Here is a 16,207-nt window from a genome sequence, read left to right on the forward strand (position 1 = left end):
TCATCTTTAATCCATTAAGACAAAGACCAATCTTTCTGTTTAATTTTTTTAAAAAAAATTTAATTTATTTTTTTCAGTCTATTTTCATATAAAAAAACCTTTCAAATCATTTAAAAACAACTAGATAGATAAGTATAAATAAAAAATAAATATATCACTTGAATTTAATCTTTTAATAAATAGCAACCCGCCCAGCCCTTGGTTATATTCCGCAAAGTTTTTACATCATTAAAAATACCAATATTTATTTTATGATACTTCCCTATAAATAGGATTTATAAAGCAATGAATCATCGCAATACATTAAATACGCGTCTATTACCGCTCTCTATTCTTATTTCATCACTGGTTTCTGGCGGGGCAATGGCTGCGCACACAACACCAACAGGTGACTTTCAACGCGTCGCAAATGGTGGTAGTTTTCAAGTTATTAGTAATTCTCAAATTACGGGCAATAAGACTCACCCCGTTTCCTTAATAGAATCTATGTTTCCTGCCAATCAACCTGTTACGGAGGAAATGAAGAATCAGGCTAAACAAGATCTTACTGATTTAAAAAAAAGTCTGGATGAAGAAATTGCAAGACTGCAAAGTCTACCTATTCCGCCCCAAGCTAATGATAAAGAGCTAATCAAAATTAAAGCATCTTTTGAGAGCAAGATTCAGTTCCTTGAAGCCGTCGTTGCTTATACTGAAGATCAAAATCAAGGCAATTTGGATAATCTTAATAAAGAGCTAAAAAATACAGTCACTAACTCTATCACTTCGCATTCTGCTGCAGGTCAATTCACGGCTGAAGAAATCCAGTCACTGGTCGGTGCTGCGTTAGCTAACGATATGTCAGCGCTACCCCCCACCGTGGCACAAAAAGTAGAAGGCATCAAACAACAGCAACAAGCCGAATATAATATGTTCGATAAGTTGCAGAGTTTTGTCGCTCAGAAAGTCCTCACTGCTGAACAGGCTGAAAAACTCCAACAGAACGTGAAAGATAAGTATGAAAAACTGAATGCACAAGCTGTGGCTAAGACAGTTCGGGACGAAGCTAAAGAAGATGAGGTTAAAGCCATCAGGAAGAAAGTGAACGCTCAAATTGCATTAGTTATGCTTAAAAGAGAAACAATAAAAACTGAAGCAAGCAAAACTGAAGCTGAAAAAAAATCAAGCACTCTCAACACCGAAAAAGAAAAGGCCATTAAAGCTGTAAATTCTAATTGGAGTGCTAGTACTCCCGATATCGAAATAGAACTAGAGACACTCATTAATGCTAACGGCACGGAAAAAGATAAAGCCGAAATAGCCCTAAAAGCCATCAAAGAGGCTAAAGATGCAGAGCAAGAAGCTCAAGAGGCTAGCGATAAACACACTACCGCAACGGCTGCCGTTACAGCACAAGATGCTGAATATACCCAGACTCAAACGGCTAGAGCAGATGCGGCCTCTAAGCTGCAAACTAAAACTGCCGAACTGACAACTGCGACAAGTGCAGTGACTCAATTAAGCTCATTGGCTAATCCTACTGCTGATGTGCCCGCTTTTGAGCAAACTATTGCCAAAAATCTTCAACAAGACGTTGCTGCCGATACTGTTGCAGTCAATACCAACGTTGCCGGTGGTACACAGAATGTGGCTGATAAAGGCAAGATCCTAAACAGCGCCATCACCGAAGATGGCATTATCAACTTAGCCATTGGCGCACAAGCTCATCACACCGAGGTTAACAAAGGCACCCTGAATAACAACGGCGGTACCGATTTCAACACCATCATCCACGATGGCGGCGCACTGATACTGAAAGGTGAAAAAGTAGCAGGAACAGCCGGGGTGAAAGACACAATCCATATCGCTGACTCCTTTGATGCGAAAATCTCTGAAGGGGGCAAAGCCGTTGTAGGTGAATACGCAGAGATTCATAACCTGCACAGCACGGGTGGCGAGGTAGCGTTGCACAAAGGCGCTCTGGCCCAAAATACCCAAATTAATGGCGGCACATTGACTATCGCCGCGGGGGCAACGGCGAAAAACACCACGCTAATTAGCACAACACTGGATTTGGTTGAAGGTGCAACGGCGGATAACACCCAAGTACATAAAGACGCTCATTTCACACTCAAAGCGAAAGCTAAAACCAGCGGAACTCACGTAAATAACGACGGGAAATTTACCCTTGAGCAAGGCTCTTCAGCCACTTTATCCTACGTTACTGATGGAGAAATGACAGTTAATGATGGTGCCAGTATCAATGACACCAATCTGGTAGGTGACACTGCGGAACTGATTCTTCAGTCCGGTGCCAATGCGACTGATACCAAAGTACACGAAGGCGGTGTATTGACTATCGAATCAGGTGCAACAGCGACTAACACACAGTTGCATTCTTCTGAGCTGGAGTTGAACGCTGGTGCAACGGCTAATGATACAAAACTCTATGATGGCGCTCAATTTACACTGCTGGAAAACGCTAAAACAAAAGATACCTATATCCATGACGGTACTTTCACGGTTAATGCTAACGCAGAAGCCGAAAATACTCGCATCGCGGGCGGTAAATTTAACCTTATGGCACGTGCTCAAGCACATAAGTTGATGGTTGAGAGCGGCGAAGCCTTAATTGCCGGTACATTAATGGGCGCGACTTCGTTGAACGGTGGGGTAACGACTTTTGAAAAAACGGCAAAAGTCAGCGGCAACATTAAAGCAGCTAAAGATAGCATCATTCATGTGTATAACGGCGCAACGACCAACAACGCAGACTTGAGTTTAGCGGGGAATATGGTATTGCTTAATCCGACCCCCGTCGCTGCCCGAATGAATGCCCGTGCGGCTTTTGCGGGTCACAACGGCAAGCCTACACAGTTTGCCTTTAAAGATGTGAAACTGGCTGGCGGTACTGTTGATATGAGCCAGTCTAATGCGCAGTTAACCATGGCGTCCTTGGCTGGCAAAGGTCACTTTAATTTAGGTTCGACCCTGAATAACCACAGCAGCGCCCCACTGCAAGTCACCGGTAATGCTGAGGGGACTTTTGACATCCAGATTAACAACAGCGGTGTTGTGCCAACCAACCTGAATGTGATGGATGTTCAAGGTGATAATCGTGCCAATGTTAAGTTGGCCAACGGGCCGGTAGACTTAGGTAGCTATCAACACACTCTGGTCAGCGATGCAAACGGCGGCTATAAACTGGTTGCCAATAAAGAGGTACTAACACCGGGTTCTGCTGGTGCTTTAGCGGTGGCGAATACCACGCCAGTCATCTTTGATGCCGAACTCAGCTCCATTCAAAACCGTCTGAATAAACAAAGCACGGCGGCCAATGAAAGTGGTGTTTGGGTCACTTATCTGAACAACAACTATCAGGTGAAAGGCACTGCTGCTAATTTCAATCAGAAACTGAATGGGTTAACTTTTGGTGGTGATAAAGCCATTGAATTGGGCAATGGTGTACTAAGTCTCGGTGGTTTCGCCAGCCGCAGTAGCTCAAATATTAAATCTGACTACCAAAGCAGCGGGAGTGTAGAAAGTAACTCTCTGGGGGCTTACGCTCAATATCAGGCAAGCGAAGGTTATTACTTTAATACTGTGTTAAAAACTAACCAGTTTAAACAGAATCTGAGTGTCACATCAAAAGGGAACAACGCGAGCGGCACAACTAACTTCTCTGGTCTGGGGCTGGCGGTTAAAGCCGGTAAACATATCAATGTAGATGCAATGTATATTTCCCCTTATGTTGGCCTGAGCAGCTTTACCGCAGGTAAGAGCAAGCAAAAACTGTCTAACGGAATGGAGATTGAGAACCAAGGTTCGCGTACCACGACTGGGACACTGGGCCTCAATACCGGTTATCGCTTTGTGTTGAACAGCGGTGTCGAGATTGCACCATACAGCTCTTTATCATGGGCTCATGATATTAGTGCGCGTAATGATGTGATAATTAACAATGAGAAGTTTGATAATAGCCAGAAAGGCTCCCGCGCCAATGCTGCGGTGGGTCTCAATGTGAACCTGACACGCAACTTGTCAATCAACTCTGAAGTTGCTTTATCTAAAGGTAAAAAAGTTGAGACACCAATGACCATTAATCTTGGGGTTGCTTACACTTTCTAAGCTGCACAATAAGTTATTCATGTAGCAATGATAATTAGGTCTCATAAATGTAGTAAATAGCAAAAGGGAGCCAATATAGGCTCCCTTTTCTATTATAAGAATTCACAGATATAAGAATTTACAGACTAGTGATTGGTCGACGGAATAACATTTCTGAGCCAACTGCCCCATCTGCGCTGGTAAAATGCTTGAGTGTGAGTCATCAAATAGTGACTAACGCCACGTTCTTTCTCATTCACCACGCAAAAATCTACTGGCCCATCATCTGGCGCATGATCACTGGCTACATTACCGGCTTCTTGAATCAGTTGGTCAATTTCATCATCAGAACCATCAACCTCCAACCCGACCAATAAGTTAGGCTTTTCATCGACGCTTTTATCGTGCATCAGCGCCAAGAAAGCGCGCCGTACAGGTTTACGCTGACTAAATAGCTGGATCAAGGCATCAACCATTGCTGCTGGATATTCTTCTGGTTGCCCCAACAGAATCTGGCTCTCTTTATCCACCACCATTTCAGCCGGTTGGGCCAGACCACCATTTTCCAGTAACATCGCCACTTCTTGCGGCCAGAACTCTTTACCGTGCTCCGATTTTGGATTCAAGAACAGGTGTGCGCCTTGTGTCATTTCAAATAACACCCGCACTGGCATGGCAATAAAAGGCTGTTTTTCACTGTCAATCTGCTGGTCTTCGGCAATATCCAGTGCCTGCTGGAGTACCTCAACCGAGGTGAAGAACGGGATGACAGATTCACCATCCTGTTTTTCCCAATGCAGAATATTCACCCCGTTGCCTGCCGTAAAGGTCATTTCACCCTCTTCGCCGTGCTGTTGCGAATCGTCGACCAGCACTAACACCGTCGCATCTAATAATGCACGGAAAAAGGCAGTGCGATGAATGGACTCGGTCGCCGCCAGTTTTAACAGAGATTCCAGGCTTTGATCACTATCATCGTGGTGATGATGGTCATGGCTATCATCAACAGGGGGTTGCGGCAAACTCATACTCTGCTCCAGAAAACAATCAAACAAAGGGACGCTAACGCGCCCCAAACGACATTTTAAATGACTAAAATTACTGTTTTGCTTTTGCTAATAGCAAGTTAGCAATGGTGCGCACACCTAAACCCGTCGCACCGGCGGACCATTGTTCAACCGCACCTTTACGGTAAGTCGCAGAACAGTCAATGTGCAACCAACCTTGCTGATAATTTTTCACGAAATGCGACAAGAAAGCAGCCGCAGTGCTGGCACCAGCGCTGTAAGCCGCCCCCGCCACGTTGTTCAATTCAGCAAAATTGGAGGGCAATTGGCTACGATGGAATTCTGCCAGTGGTAAGCGCCAGAAAGGTTCGTGCTCGGTTTTCGCACTGCTTAATAGCTCTTGCGCCAGTTCATCATCAAAGCTGAACAGCGCATGATAATCATTGCCCAATGCCGTTTTCGCAGCACCCGTTAAGGTGGCAGCATCAATAATCAGCGGAGCATTCTGTTCCGCAGCATCAATCAAGCCATCAGCCAATACCAAGCGCCCTTCTGCATCGGTATTCATGATTTCAACTGTCTTACCATTGCGATAACGAATAATATCGCCCAGTTTAAAGGCATTGCCGCTCACCATATTGTCGGCACAACACAAATACAGTTTCACTCGCTCTTTCAACCCACGGGCTGCCGCCAATGCCAATGCACCGGTCACTGTCGCCGCGCCCCCCATGTCAGACTTCATGGAATCCATAAATGCACTTTGTTTCAGGCTATAGCCCCCGGAATCAAAAGTGATTCCTTTACCGACCAAGCAAGCCATTACTGGTGCATCAGGATTCCCGGTTGGGTTGTAGTCCAGCGCCAATAATACCGGCGCGCGATCAGATCCACGACCAACCGTATAGATCCCCGCATAGCCCTGCTCGCGCAGGTCTTCACCTTTAGTTATACGGTAGCTGACGGCATCACAAGACACCGCACACAGCAGATCAATCGCATTTTTAGCCAGTTGTTCTGGCCCTAAATCTTCTGCGGGAGCGTTAATCGTATTGCGCACCCAGTCAATAATTTTCAGCCGGTGTTCCAGCTCAATTTTTTCGTTCTCTGGCAGTTCTGCCCACTCCACGCTGCGCTGACCTTTTGGCCCACGGAACCCTTGCCAGAATGCCCAACTCTCCTCCAGCCCCCAGCCCTCTCCGGCCAGTTTAACTTGTTTGATACCTTGCCCATCAATTTTACGGGCGGCACGTTGAATCGCGCCTAATTTACCATTGCCGATCAAGTGAATGGTCATCCCCTCAGCATCAGTACTGAGCAGCGCTTTCTCGCCCCAACGGACATCAGCCGGATTATGGGATAGGGAGACTTGCATCATTTCTGTTGTCATGAACTACCTCTTCATTATTATTTTTTGCTGTTATTCAGCTGCTTATACGCAAGTCTATATTGACTGCGGCGGTTACCCATCTTGCTGTAAAATACCCGTCTTAGCGGGACGTAACTCTAAGGTATCAGATCAGGTACAAAAAAGGGCCGCTAACGCGACCCAATTTTCACTCAATAGATTTCAAGATGCAGGAAGGCGGTATGTGATTCGGGTGCAGGTGCGCGAGCGCAACCAGCACACCTGCAACGAAGAAGATGACAAGTGGAGTCATTCAAATTCATCTAACCAAACGAGCAAAATCGCTTCCAGTATCTTTTCATTTGACCCCTGCGGAGAGTCATCAAAATCTTCCAGATCACAAATCCATTGATGCATATCGGTAAAACGCACAGTCTTGGGATCCGTATCCGGGAATTGATCATAAAGGGCTTCGCCAATTGCGCGAGTGTCTTGCCACGTTAAGCTCATATCAATGCTCTCTTGCATGGTTAATGGTATAACGCGGGATCTCAACCACCAGATCTTCGTCAGTCACCTTGGCCTGACAACTCAAGCGGCTTTCTGGCTCCAGACCCCAAGCTTTATCCAGCATGTCATCTTCCAGTTCACTGCTTTCAGGCAGAGAATCAAATCCTTCTCGCACGATACAGTGACAGGTAGTACAAGCGCAGGATTTCTCGCAGGCGTGCTCGATGTCAATTCCATTACGTAAGGCAACGTCCAATATCGTTTCACCTTGGGTTGCTTCCAGCACTGCGCCATCCGGGCAAAGGTCTTTATGGGGCAGAAATACTATTTTAGGCATGATTAAACCTCATCCACTGAATGGCCAGCCAAAGCGCGGCGAATAGAAGCATCCATCCGGCGCGCGGCAAAATCTTGCGTTTGTGCATCTAACGCTTTTATCGCAGCTTCGATGGCGTGCGGGTCAGTGCCCTGCATCTGCTGCTGTAATGCCGCCATTGCCTGAGCGATAGCGGTACTTTCTTGCTCACTGAGTAATGCTGCGTCTGCGGCCAATGCGCCTTGTAAACTCTCTAGCACACGAGAGGCTTCAACTTGTTGTTCCGCCAGCTTGCGCGCGCCAATATCACTTTGCGCATTTGCCATCGAATCTTTAATCATATTGGCAATTTCATCATCAGACAGCCCATAAGAGGGCTTCACCTGAATCGAGGCTTCAACGCCAGTGGATTTCTCCATCGCTGTAACACTCAATAAGCCGTCTGCATCCACCTGGAAAGTGACGCGAATATGTGCGCCTCCGGCAGGCAGTGGCGGCAGCCCCCGTAGCGTAAAGCGGGCTAAAGAGCGGCAATCTTGCACCAACTCACGCTCACCTTGCAGCACGTGGATACTCATCGCACTCTGACCATCTTTAAAGGTGGTGAACTCTTGTGCGCGAGCTACGGGAATAGTGGTATTGCGTGGAATGACCTTTTCCACCAAGCCGCCCATAGTTTCTAGCCCTAATGACAGCGGGATAACGTCAAGCAGCAACATGTCACTGTCAGGTTTATTCCCAACCAGAATGTCAGCCTGAATAGCTGCACCAATGGCGACCACTTTATCAGGGTCAATCGAGGTCAGTGGCGTGCGGCCAAAGAATTGCCCAACTTGCTCGCGCACCAAAGGAACACGAGTCGAGCCGCCAACCATTACCACTTCCAGCACTTCATCAGCACTAACGCCAGCATCTTTTAAGGCTCGACGGCAGGCCATTAAAGTACGTTTAATTAATGAAGCAATCAGGGATTCAAACTGCGCACGGGTAATTTCCCCTTGCCAGCCCGCGACAGAAACTTCAGCCGTATCAGCCTCACTTAACGCAATTTTGGCAGCAATTGCCGCATCAAGTAATTGCCGTTGGATCCCATGGTCATCACGAGAATCAATACCGGCTTGCTCACGCAACCAGTCTGCCAATAAATGGTCGAAATCATCACCGCCCAACGCCGAGTCACCACCGGTTGCCAGCACTTCAAACACACCACGGCTCAGGCGCAGGATAGAAATGTCAAATGTCCCGCCACCCAAATCATAAACGGCAATCACCCCTTCCTGACCTGAATCTAAGCCATAAGCGATGGCGGCCGCTGTCGGCTCATTAAGCAAACGTAATACATGCAGCCCCGCTAAACGGGCAGCATCTTTTGTGCCCTGACGTTGAGCATCATCAAAATAGGCAGGAACAGTGATCACGACGCCGTCCAACTCCCCTTCCAACGTCGCCTGTGCCCGCAGTGCCAAAGCTTTGAGAATATCCGCAGACACCTGCACCGGATTGACCAATCCGGCAGCCGTCTGGATCATTGGTAAGCCATTTTCACTCGGTTGAAATTGATAAGGCAGGTTGGGGTAGCGCTGTACGATATCCGCCAAAGAGCGACCCATCATACGTTTGACTGAGCTGATAGTATTGACCGGATCCAGAGCCGCAAAATTACGCGCATTCCAACCGACGTCAATGCCATTGGGTTGATAATGAACCACTGACGGTAAAAGATCCCGCTGCTGTTCATCTGCCAGCGTTTGCGCTTTACCGCTGCGCACTGTGGCAACCAATGAGTTGGTGGTACCTAAATCTATTCCTGCGGCCAACCGACGTTGGTGCGGCGCAGCAGTTAAACCAGGCTCACTAATTTGTAATAAGGCCATGTTGAGCTTCCATCAATCATGAGTCTAAAAAGTAAAATCTATTTGGCGATATCGCTCTAATAAGAATTAGTCGGGCATTATAGTAATCAATAGATTGAATGTTATTTATTTTTATCAATCAGGTACTCAGGAAAAATCGTCAAACAAACGATCTTCCAATTGCTCGACCTGTTGCTGTAATTTATCCAAAAAACGTAATTTTCGGACTGTATCAGCCGCCAGTTCCCACTGTTGCTTACCTAGCTGTTCGATCATCTGCTGACTGCGTGTTTTCGTCATCAGGGCAAGGCGACGACTGAAAGCCGCGAGCTGTTCCTCGGCATCGGGTTTACGTTCGATAGCATCAAGCTCTTCCCGCAGTTCCAATTGCTCCATCAGAAACGCAGTATCACGCATCGTGTGCTGTTCGTTGCTCAAATCAAAACCCTGCAAAGATAGCATATACTCAGCCCGTTTTAATGGATGCTTGAGGGTTTGATAGGCATCATTGATGGTTGCCGCTTGCTGCAAAGAGGCCAAGCGTTCTCGTTCAGGCTGGTTTGCAAAGCGATCAGGATGAAATTGGCGCTGCAATTCTTGATAACGGGCAGTGAGTTGGTTGCCGTTAATCAGATACTGAGCTGGCAGCCCGAATAATGTAAAATAATCCATAGCATGCTCTGGGAGTTGTCGTGATGACTGAGCTGAGATATAAACAGCTCTCTGTTAGTCAAGAGAGCTGTATTCGGCATCAAGTGCCTGAGATAGGGGCAAAAACAGCAGTCAGACGTTAAAGCTTTCGCCACATCCGCACTCGCTTGAGACGTTCGGATTGTTGAACTTAAAGCCTTCGTTTAGCCCTTCTTTGACGAAATCCAATTCAGTCCCGTCAAGATAGACCATGCTTTTGCCGTCGATGATCACTTTCACGCCTTTGTCTTCAAAAACGATATCGTCATCGTTCATTTCATCAACAAATTCCAGGACATATGCCATACCGGAACAGCCTGAGGTTCTGACGCCCAAGCGCAGACCCAAACCCTTACCACGGTGATTTAAAAAGGCGCTGACCCGTTGTGCAGCACTGTCGCTGATTGATATCGACATACACCTTCCTCAACTCTTGGAAGCCGCCCATATAAGTCATAACACCATACGGGCAAGCTATTCATTAATAACCTATTCTACAACTACTTAGCAGTATGTTTGCTTTTGTAGTCGGCGATAGCTGCTTTAATGGCATCTTCAGCCAGAATCGAGCAGTGAATTTTGACTGGCGGTAACTCTAGCTCTTCAGCAATCTGAGTATTTTTGATTGCTTCAGCTTGATCGAGAGACTTGCCCTTCATCCATTCAGTTACCAGCGAGCTGGAAGCAATAGCAGAGCCGCAACCATAAGTCTTAAAACGCGCATCTTCGATGATGCCAGCGTCGTTGACTTTGATCTGCAATTTCATAACGTCACCACAAGCAGGTGCGCCAACCATGCCACTGCCGATGGTAGGATCTTCGTTGTCGAATGATCCAACGTTGCGTGGGTTTTCGTAATGATCGATTACTTTTTCACTGTAAGCCATGTGATTGCTCCTGATTCTTAAAGTCTGGAATTAATGGTGAGACCATTCAATGCTGCTGATATCCACGCCCTGTTTGAACATATCCCACAATGGTGATAAGTCACGCAGACGGCCAATGGATTTACGTACCAGCGCAATGGCGTAGTCGATCTCTTCTTCTGTGGTGAAACGCCCCAGCGAAAAACGGATTGAACTGTGAGCCAGTTCGTCGTTCATCCCTAATGCACGCAACACATAAGAAGGTTCCAGACTCGCGGAGGTACAGGCAGAACCGGATGAAACTGCCAGATCTTTCAGTGCCATAATGAGCGATTCACCTTCAACATAGTTGAAGCTGACGTTAAGAATGCCGGGTGCGCCATTCTCCAAATCGCCATTCAGGTAAACTTCTTCAATATCTTTAAAACCGTTCCACAGACGATCACGCAGTGTACGCAGGCGTGCTGCTTCGCTTGCCATTTCTTCTTTGGCGATACGGTATGCTTCACCCATACCAACAATCTGGTGTACTGGCAAAGTACCAGAACGCATGCCGCGCTCATGACCACCACCATGCTGCTGTGCTTCAATGCGGATACGAGGTTTGCGGCGAACATAGAGTGCGCCAATCCCCATCGGACCATAGACTTTGTGGGCAGAGAAAGACATTAAATCGACTTTCAGTTTGCTCAGGTCAATCGGTAATTTACCAACACTTTGAGTCGCATCGACGTGGAAAATGATCCCGCGACTGCGGCACATTTCGCCAATTTCAGCGATATCCTGAACCACACCGATTTCATTATTCACATGCATGATGGAAACCAGAATGGTGTCTTCACGCATTGCAGCTTCTAAGTCTTTCAGGTTGATAATACCGTTAGACAATGGTGCCAGATAAGTCACTTCGAAGCCTTCACGCTCCAATTGGCGACAGGTATCCAGCACTGCTTTATGTTCGGTCTTACAGGTGATGATGTGCTTGCCTTTCTTCTGATAGAAGTTGGCCGCACCTTTAATAGCGAGGTTATCAGACTCAGTTGCACCAGAGGTGAAAACGATTTCGCGAGGGTCAGCCCCCACTAATTCAGCAATCTGATTACGTGCAATATCAACAGCTTCTTCTGCTTGCCAGCCGAACTTATGAGAACGAGAGGCAGGGTTACCGAAGATACCGTCCATCGTCATATACTGCATCATTTTTTCAGCGACACGAGGATCTACCGGGGTCGTTGCTGCATAATCCAGATAGATCGGTGTCTTTACTTTTGATTCGGTCATTGCTCTTATGCTCCGTACATCACTTCCAAAACGTAAAATTCCGCAGATTCTGCTTATGCGCGCAGATTGACGTTAATCGTCTCTTGCGGTCGGCCATTAGCCGTACGGCGCGTATCGTTATTTTGACGATCCGCAACCTCAAGAATATCTTGGTTATTAACCAGTTCTGCCAACGTGATGTTGTTAAGGAAGCTGCTAATACGCTCGCTCAAATCACGCCATAAGGTATGAGTCAGGCAACGATCGCCACCTTGACACCCTTCTTTACCCTGACAGCGGGTAGCATCGACAGATTCGTCAACGGCGGTGATCACTGCACCGACCGCGATTGCTGATGCATCTTTACCCAGCAGGTAACCGCCACCTGGACCACGAACGCTGGCAACTAAGCCATTTTTGCGTAACCGTGAAAAAAGCTGTTCCAAGTAGGATAATGAAATCCCCTGACGCTCAGAAATATCTGCCAGAGGAACTGGCCCGTCCTGGGAATGTAATGCCACATCAAGCATGGCGGTCACGGCATAACGGCCTTTGGAAGTCAGTCTCATAGCTAAAGTTACCTGTTGGTGAAAACAAGCCAGAATTCTGACATTCTTGAGTGTTTTAGTCAACTATTTAACCTAGTGATTCACTCAAGTATTATTGACTGATTCCATTTTCAACAATATCAATTAGTTTTCATAATAACCAATTGATATAAAGCATTATTTTTTGTCGTTTTGCGCGTTGGTATCTGTGCCACGCTGTGGGTATTTATCTTGTTTTTCAATGGATGTCAGCATCCCACGCAGGATATTAAGCTCCTGTGCCTCTGGTCGTGCACGTGTAAACAGACGGCGCAATTTACTCATAATCTGGCCCGGATGTGCCTGACGGATAAAACCAGTGTGGGATAAAACTTGCTCCAGATGCAGATAGAAACGCTCCAGATCATCCACGAGTGGATAAGGTGCTTCCTCTTCTTCTACTCTCGGTGCTGCGGCTTGCTGGCGATCAAGGAATGCCACCCGGACTTCATAGGCTAATATTTGTACTGCCATCGCCAGATTCAATGAGCTGTATTCTGGGTTTGCCGGGATAGCTACGTGATAATGACATTTTTGCAGCTCCTCGTTAGTGAGGCCCACGCGTTCACGGCCAAACACTAGCGCAACAGGAGCATGCTCTGCTTCGCGTGCACTGCGAACACCGCATTCACGCGGCTCTAGCATCGGCCAAGGCAATGTGCGAGAACGAGCGCTGGTGCCAACCACCAAGCTGCATCCTGCCAACGCGTCATCTAAGGTCTCAACAATAGTGGCATTGCCAATCACATCACTGGCACCAGCGGAGAGCGCAATCGCTTGAGAATCCGGTTTTACCAAAGGATTGACCAGATACAAATTGGTTAATCCCATTGTTTTCATGGCCCTGGCTGTTGAACCCATATTGCCGGTGTGTGAGGTCTCAACCAAAACGATACGAATATTGTGTAACATACAAACTCTAAAGATAACGGGGAATCACCATATCTTAACACAGACATAGGCATTTATCAGATCCCCTGCTATACTATGCGCCGTTTCTCGTTCTTTAACATCCTAGTGGAAGATACCCATGCATCCGATGCTGACTATCGCCATACGCGCTGCGCGTAAGGCCGGTAACCTGATTGCCAAAAATTATGAAACCCCGGACGCTGTCGAAGCGAGCCAAAAAGGCAGTAATGACTTTGTTACTAACGTTGATCGTGAAGCAGAGCGCCTAATCGTTGAGATTATCCGTAAATCTTACCCGAAACATACCATTATTGGTGAAGAGTGCGGTGAGTTAGAAGGCGAAGACAAAGATGTACAATGGGTTATTGATCCACTGGATGGCACTACTAACTTCATCAAACGTCTTCCTCATTTCGCTGTTTCTATTGCAGTACGCATCAAAGGCCGTACTGAAGTTGCCGTTGTTTATGACCCAATGCGTAACGAACTGTTTACGGCGACTCGCGGTCAAGGCGCTCAGTTAAATGGTTATCGTCTGCGTGGTACCAACGCGAAAGATTTAGACGGCACTATTCTGGCAACCGGCTTCCCATTCAAAGTTAAACAACACGCACCAGCTTACATTCGTGTCGTGGGCAAACTGTTTGAACAATGTGCAGATTTCCGCCGCACCGGTTCTGCGGCACTGGATCTAGCCTATGTGGCAGCAGGTCGCGTAGATGGTTTCTTCGAGATCGGTTTAAAACCTTGGGATTTTGCTGGGGGCGAGCTGTTAGTGCGTGAGTCTGGTGGTATCGTGACTGACTTCGTTGGTGGCCATAACCATTTCAGCTCAGGAAATATTGTTGCCGGTAACCCACGCGTTGTAAAAACCATCCTTAGCGAAATAAGAGATGAACTCAGTGATGCATTGAAACGTTAATTCCACGCGAATAATAGTTTCAAATCAAAAGCCAGTCAGGGTCAACCGACTGGCTTTTTTGTGGGGGAAATTTAGCGCCCAAAGGGCCGAATGCCACCGATGAAGTCCGGCTGACTGGAGAAATAAAGCAGTATCCCGGCAAACAGCAAGATGATGCCGCCAGTGAGAGCCAATGTGCCCCATGCTATTGCCCCCCAGGCCGCAGGTGCCCTATCACGGCTTAAGCGCACCGCCAGCCGCCGTGCATAGTGGACGAACAGGGCTAATAACGAAATAGTTAATGATGTTCCTATTGCCATGGCGATGGCTGACAAAATTCCCCACCAGTAAACACCAAGCACCTTGGAAAATAACAGCACCATAATTGCGCCAGAACAAGGCCGCATTCCCATTGCCAGAATAATCGCCAGACGGGTGCGCCAATCATCCCCCGCTTGTAGCTCTTGGGTGCTCGGCATATGGCGATGCCCACAGCCGCAGTTATCACTGTGAACATGATCTGCACTCAAAGGCTGTATTTGCTGGATATTCATTTTTTGCGGTTTTAATCTTTTTATCTGTAGATAAAGCCGCTTTATCGCTCGCAAGCACAACAAAATCCCCAGCGCGATAACCAGCAGAAAGCTGCCTTTTTCCAACCAGAAGCTGCTTTGGTGTAAATAGCGAGAGGAAAGTCGCAATATACCCAATAGCACCGTCACCAGCAGAATCGCCACCCCGCCTTGCAGTACTGATGCAGCAAAAGTGAGCTTTAAACTGCTTTTTAACTGGGCAGGATGAGTCGCTAAATAGGTCACGATCACCACTTTTCCATGCCCTGGCCCCATCGCATGCAGCACACCATAAATCAGGCTAAACACCATTAACGCTAACCCTGTCTGATGCGGATTAACTTTAACTTGTTGTAGTAACTGTGCCATCTGCTGATGCATGCTTTTTTGCCAAACTACAGTCTTGAACAGCAACTCCGGCCAATAGAGCCATGCAACATAACCGCCGCCGGCCAAGAACACCAAAAATAGCAACAATGGCCATAAATTAACTAACCAGTGCCGAGGCCGTGAAACCGCAGAGATCCCTACTGACATTGCACTGTGACCCGCTGTGCAAATTGTTTCCCAAGTTCCATATCTTCTCCTGGTGAATCACTCTTATCCAATGACAGCGCATAAGCCTGTAATGAAGCATTCGGATTTGGTGTAAATAGGGTTAATTTACAGTTTTTCTCCATTTCGGCCGATAACCTGACCGCTTTATCTTCGGCATATGTCATATCCACAAAGTAGGTAGGATCGTATGTCGAGATAATAAAAGGCTTTCCGACTAAGGGTTGCGGTTCCGCCAATGGCAAAACAAACGTCAATACAGCCTGATGGCCCTTACGGGACAGATGATATTCTGTCGGCAAATTTTTATATTTCACCGGATGACCATCCCGGTAAATATCGGTGAAATAATGTTGTCCAAGCACGTTGGCCATAACTTCGGCCGCCAGTTTTTTCCAGATTTCAGAATCACTTTTGGCATTTTCTGCGTCATACAGCAGATCTGCAGACGTCATTTCATCCATCGTCCATACCATTTTTATTCCCACCAGCGTCTCTTTTTCACTGATGAAAGTCGCATCCATATCGATAAAGCTATGCGGATGAGCCTCTACTAACTGGCTATAAATCAAAGCACCGCCAGCGAACAGCATGGCTATCAGCCGTTTAATGACAGATGACGTGTTATAACATAACATACGTGAATCAATCCTTGGAAATTCCGCGATAACTGTGATGTAAGTTGTAAGTCGATGTAAAAGCCTCTGACTTCAGTAAACCGAATAGAATCTCTTTTGCTATGCT

Annotated in this window: 15 protein-coding genes; 2 read left to right on the forward strand and 13 right to left on the reverse strand. The window is 46.9% G+C overall.

Annotation, left to right across the window (positions count from 1 at the left end; genetic code table 11):
- Positions 1-285: 285 nt before the first annotated feature.
- Positions 286-4,107 (forward strand): autotransporter outer membrane beta-barrel domain-containing protein, encoded by a 3,822-nt coding sequence (locus HUZ92_RS12720; protein ID WP_050140671.1) that lies wholly within the window; start codon positions 286-288, stop codon positions 4,105-4,107.
- Positions 4,108-4,232: 125 nt separating this feature from the next.
- Here HUZ92_RS12720 and sseB read toward each other — a convergent pair whose 3' ends face one another.
- The 11 genes from sseB to trmJ form a co-directional block, all read right to left on the reverse strand.
- Positions 4,233-5,114, reverse strand: coding sequence for an enhanced serine sensitivity protein SseB (sseB, locus tag HUZ92_RS12725; protein WP_050100770.1), 882 nt, complete (start codon positions 5,112-5,114; stop codon positions 4,233-4,235).
- A 70-nt stretch (positions 5,115-5,184) separates the two neighbouring features.
- A complete protein-coding gene (gene pepB, locus HUZ92_RS12730; protein WP_050100772.1) occupies positions 5,185-6,483 on the reverse strand; it encodes an aminopeptidase PepB in 1,299 nt (432 codons plus the stop codon).
- Between the two features lie 267 nt (positions 6,484-6,750).
- Entirely contained in the window at positions 6,751-6,951 is a 201-nt protein-coding gene (iscX, locus tag HUZ92_RS12735) for a Fe-S cluster assembly protein IscX (RefSeq protein ID WP_050100773.1), read from the reverse strand.
- A 1-nt stretch (position 6,952) separates the two neighbouring features.
- The gene (fdx, locus tag HUZ92_RS12740) at positions 6,953-7,288 is read right to left on the reverse strand and encodes an ISC system 2Fe-2S type ferredoxin (RefSeq protein WP_050100774.1); all 336 of its coding nucleotides are present in this window, start codon (positions 7,286-7,288) and stop codon (positions 6,953-6,955) included.
- A 2-nt stretch (positions 7,289-7,290) separates the two neighbouring features.
- The gene (hscA, locus tag HUZ92_RS12745) at positions 7,291-9,141 is read right to left on the reverse strand and encodes a Fe-S protein assembly chaperone HscA (RefSeq protein ID WP_050100776.1); all 1,851 of its coding nucleotides are present in this window, start codon (positions 9,139-9,141) and stop codon (positions 7,291-7,293) included.
- Positions 9,142-9,267: 126 nt separating this feature from the next.
- Positions 9,268-9,792 carry a co-chaperone HscB gene (hscB, locus tag HUZ92_RS12750; protein ID WP_050100778.1) on the reverse strand — a complete coding sequence of 175 codons (525 nt, stop codon included), beginning with the start codon at positions 9,790-9,792 and terminating at the stop codon, positions 9,268-9,270.
- Between the two features lie 111 nt (positions 9,793-9,903).
- Positions 9,904-10,227 carry an iron-sulfur cluster assembly protein IscA gene (iscA, locus tag HUZ92_RS12755; protein WP_004707910.1) on the reverse strand — a complete coding sequence of 108 codons (324 nt, stop codon included), beginning with the start codon at positions 10,225-10,227 and terminating at the stop codon, positions 9,904-9,906.
- An 83-nt stretch (positions 10,228-10,310) separates the two neighbouring features.
- Positions 10,311-10,697: a Fe-S cluster assembly scaffold IscU gene (gene iscU / locus HUZ92_RS12760; protein ID WP_042548040.1), complete on the reverse strand. Its 387-nt coding sequence runs from the start codon at positions 10,695-10,697 to the stop codon at positions 10,311-10,313.
- Positions 10,698-10,727: 30 nt separating this feature from the next.
- Positions 10,728-11,957: an IscS subfamily cysteine desulfurase gene (locus tag HUZ92_RS12765; RefSeq protein ID WP_050100780.1), complete on the reverse strand. Its 1,230-nt coding sequence runs from the start codon at positions 11,955-11,957 to the stop codon at positions 10,728-10,730.
- A gap of 53 nt (positions 11,958-12,010) precedes the next feature.
- The gene (iscR, locus tag HUZ92_RS12770; RefSeq protein WP_004707916.1) at positions 12,011-12,505 is read right to left on the reverse strand and encodes a Fe-S cluster assembly transcriptional regulator IscR; all 495 of its coding nucleotides are present in this window, start codon (positions 12,503-12,505) and stop codon (positions 12,011-12,013) included.
- Positions 12,506-12,661: 156 nt separating this feature from the next.
- Positions 12,662-13,435, reverse strand: coding sequence for a tRNA (cytosine(32)/uridine(32)-2'-O)-methyltransferase TrmJ (trmJ, locus tag HUZ92_RS12775; protein ID WP_145579614.1), 774 nt, complete (start codon positions 13,433-13,435; stop codon positions 12,662-12,664).
- Between the two features lie 118 nt (positions 13,436-13,553).
- Between trmJ and suhB the strand changes: the two genes are divergently transcribed.
- Positions 13,554-14,357 carry an inositol-1-monophosphatase gene (gene suhB / locus HUZ92_RS12780; protein ID WP_050100784.1) on the forward strand — a complete coding sequence of 268 codons (804 nt, stop codon included), beginning with the start codon at positions 13,554-13,556 and terminating at the stop codon, positions 14,355-14,357.
- Between the two features lie 71 nt (positions 14,358-14,428).
- Here the strand turns inward: suhB and HUZ92_RS12785 are convergent, their stop codons facing one another.
- Both HUZ92_RS12785 and HUZ92_RS12790 read right to left on the reverse strand, forming a co-directional pair.
- Positions 14,429-15,445, reverse strand: a complete 1,017-nt coding sequence (locus tag HUZ92_RS12785) for a nickel/cobalt transporter (RefSeq protein WP_050100786.1) — start codon at positions 15,443-15,445, stop codon at positions 14,429-14,431.
- Positions 15,436-16,101, reverse strand: a complete 666-nt coding sequence (locus HUZ92_RS12790) for a DUF1007 family protein (RefSeq protein ID WP_050100788.1) — start codon at positions 16,099-16,101, stop codon at positions 15,436-15,438. Before HUZ92_RS12790 ends, HUZ92_RS12785 begins: the two co-directional genes overlap by 10 nt.
- Between the last annotated feature and the right edge of the window lie 106 nt (positions 16,102-16,207).

It is taken from the genome of Yersinia vastinensis (assembly GCF_902726565.1).
Lineage (GTDB): Bacteria > Pseudomonadota > Gammaproteobacteria > Enterobacterales > Enterobacteriaceae > Yersinia > Yersinia vastinensis.

Coding starts and splice junctions, on each gene's coding strand:
- HUZ92_RS12720 (WP_050140671.1), top strand. CDS start 286: ATGAATCATCGCAATACATTAAATACGCGTCTATTACCGCTCTCTATT.
- sseB (WP_050100770.1), bottom strand. CDS start 5,114: ATGAGTTTGCCGCAACCCCCTGTTGATGATAGCCATGACCATCATCAC.
- pepB (WP_050100772.1), bottom strand. CDS start 6,483: ATGACAACAGAAATGATGCAAGTCTCCCTATCCCATAATCCGGCTGAT.
- iscX (WP_050100773.1), bottom strand. CDS start 6,951: ATGAGCTTAACGTGGCAAGACACTCGCGCAATTGGCGAAGCCCTTTAT.
- fdx (WP_050100774.1), bottom strand. CDS start 7,288: ATGCCTAAAATAGTATTTCTGCCCCATAAAGACCTTTGCCCGGATGGC.
- hscA (WP_050100776.1), bottom strand. CDS start 9,141: ATGGCCTTATTACAAATTAGTGAGCCTGGTTTAACTGCTGCGCCGCAC.
- hscB (WP_050100778.1), bottom strand. CDS start 9,792: ATGGATTATTTTACATTATTCGGGCTGCCAGCTCAGTATCTGATTAAC.
- iscA (WP_004707910.1), bottom strand. CDS start 10,227: ATGTCGATATCAATCAGCGACAGTGCTGCACAACGGGTCAGCGCCTTT.
- iscU (WP_042548040.1), bottom strand. CDS start 10,697: ATGGCTTACAGTGAAAAAGTAATCGATCATTACGAAAACCCACGCAAC.
- HUZ92_RS12765 (WP_050100780.1), bottom strand. CDS start 11,957: ATGACCGAATCAAAAGTAAAGACACCGATCTATCTGGATTATGCAGCA.
- iscR (WP_004707916.1), bottom strand. CDS start 12,505: ATGAGACTGACTTCCAAAGGCCGTTATGCCGTGACCGCCATGCTTGAT.
- trmJ (WP_145579614.1), bottom strand. CDS start 13,435: ATGTTACACAATATTCGTATCGTTTTGGTTGAGACCTCACACACCGGC.
- suhB (WP_050100784.1), top strand. CDS start 13,554: ATGCATCCGATGCTGACTATCGCCATACGCGCTGCGCGTAAGGCCGGT.
- HUZ92_RS12785 (WP_050100786.1), bottom strand. CDS start 15,445: ATGTCAGTAGGGATCTCTGCGGTTTCACGGCCTCGGCACTGGTTAGTT.
- HUZ92_RS12790 (WP_050100788.1), bottom strand. CDS start 16,101: ATGTTATGTTATAACACGTCATCTGTCATTAAACGGCTGATAGCCATG.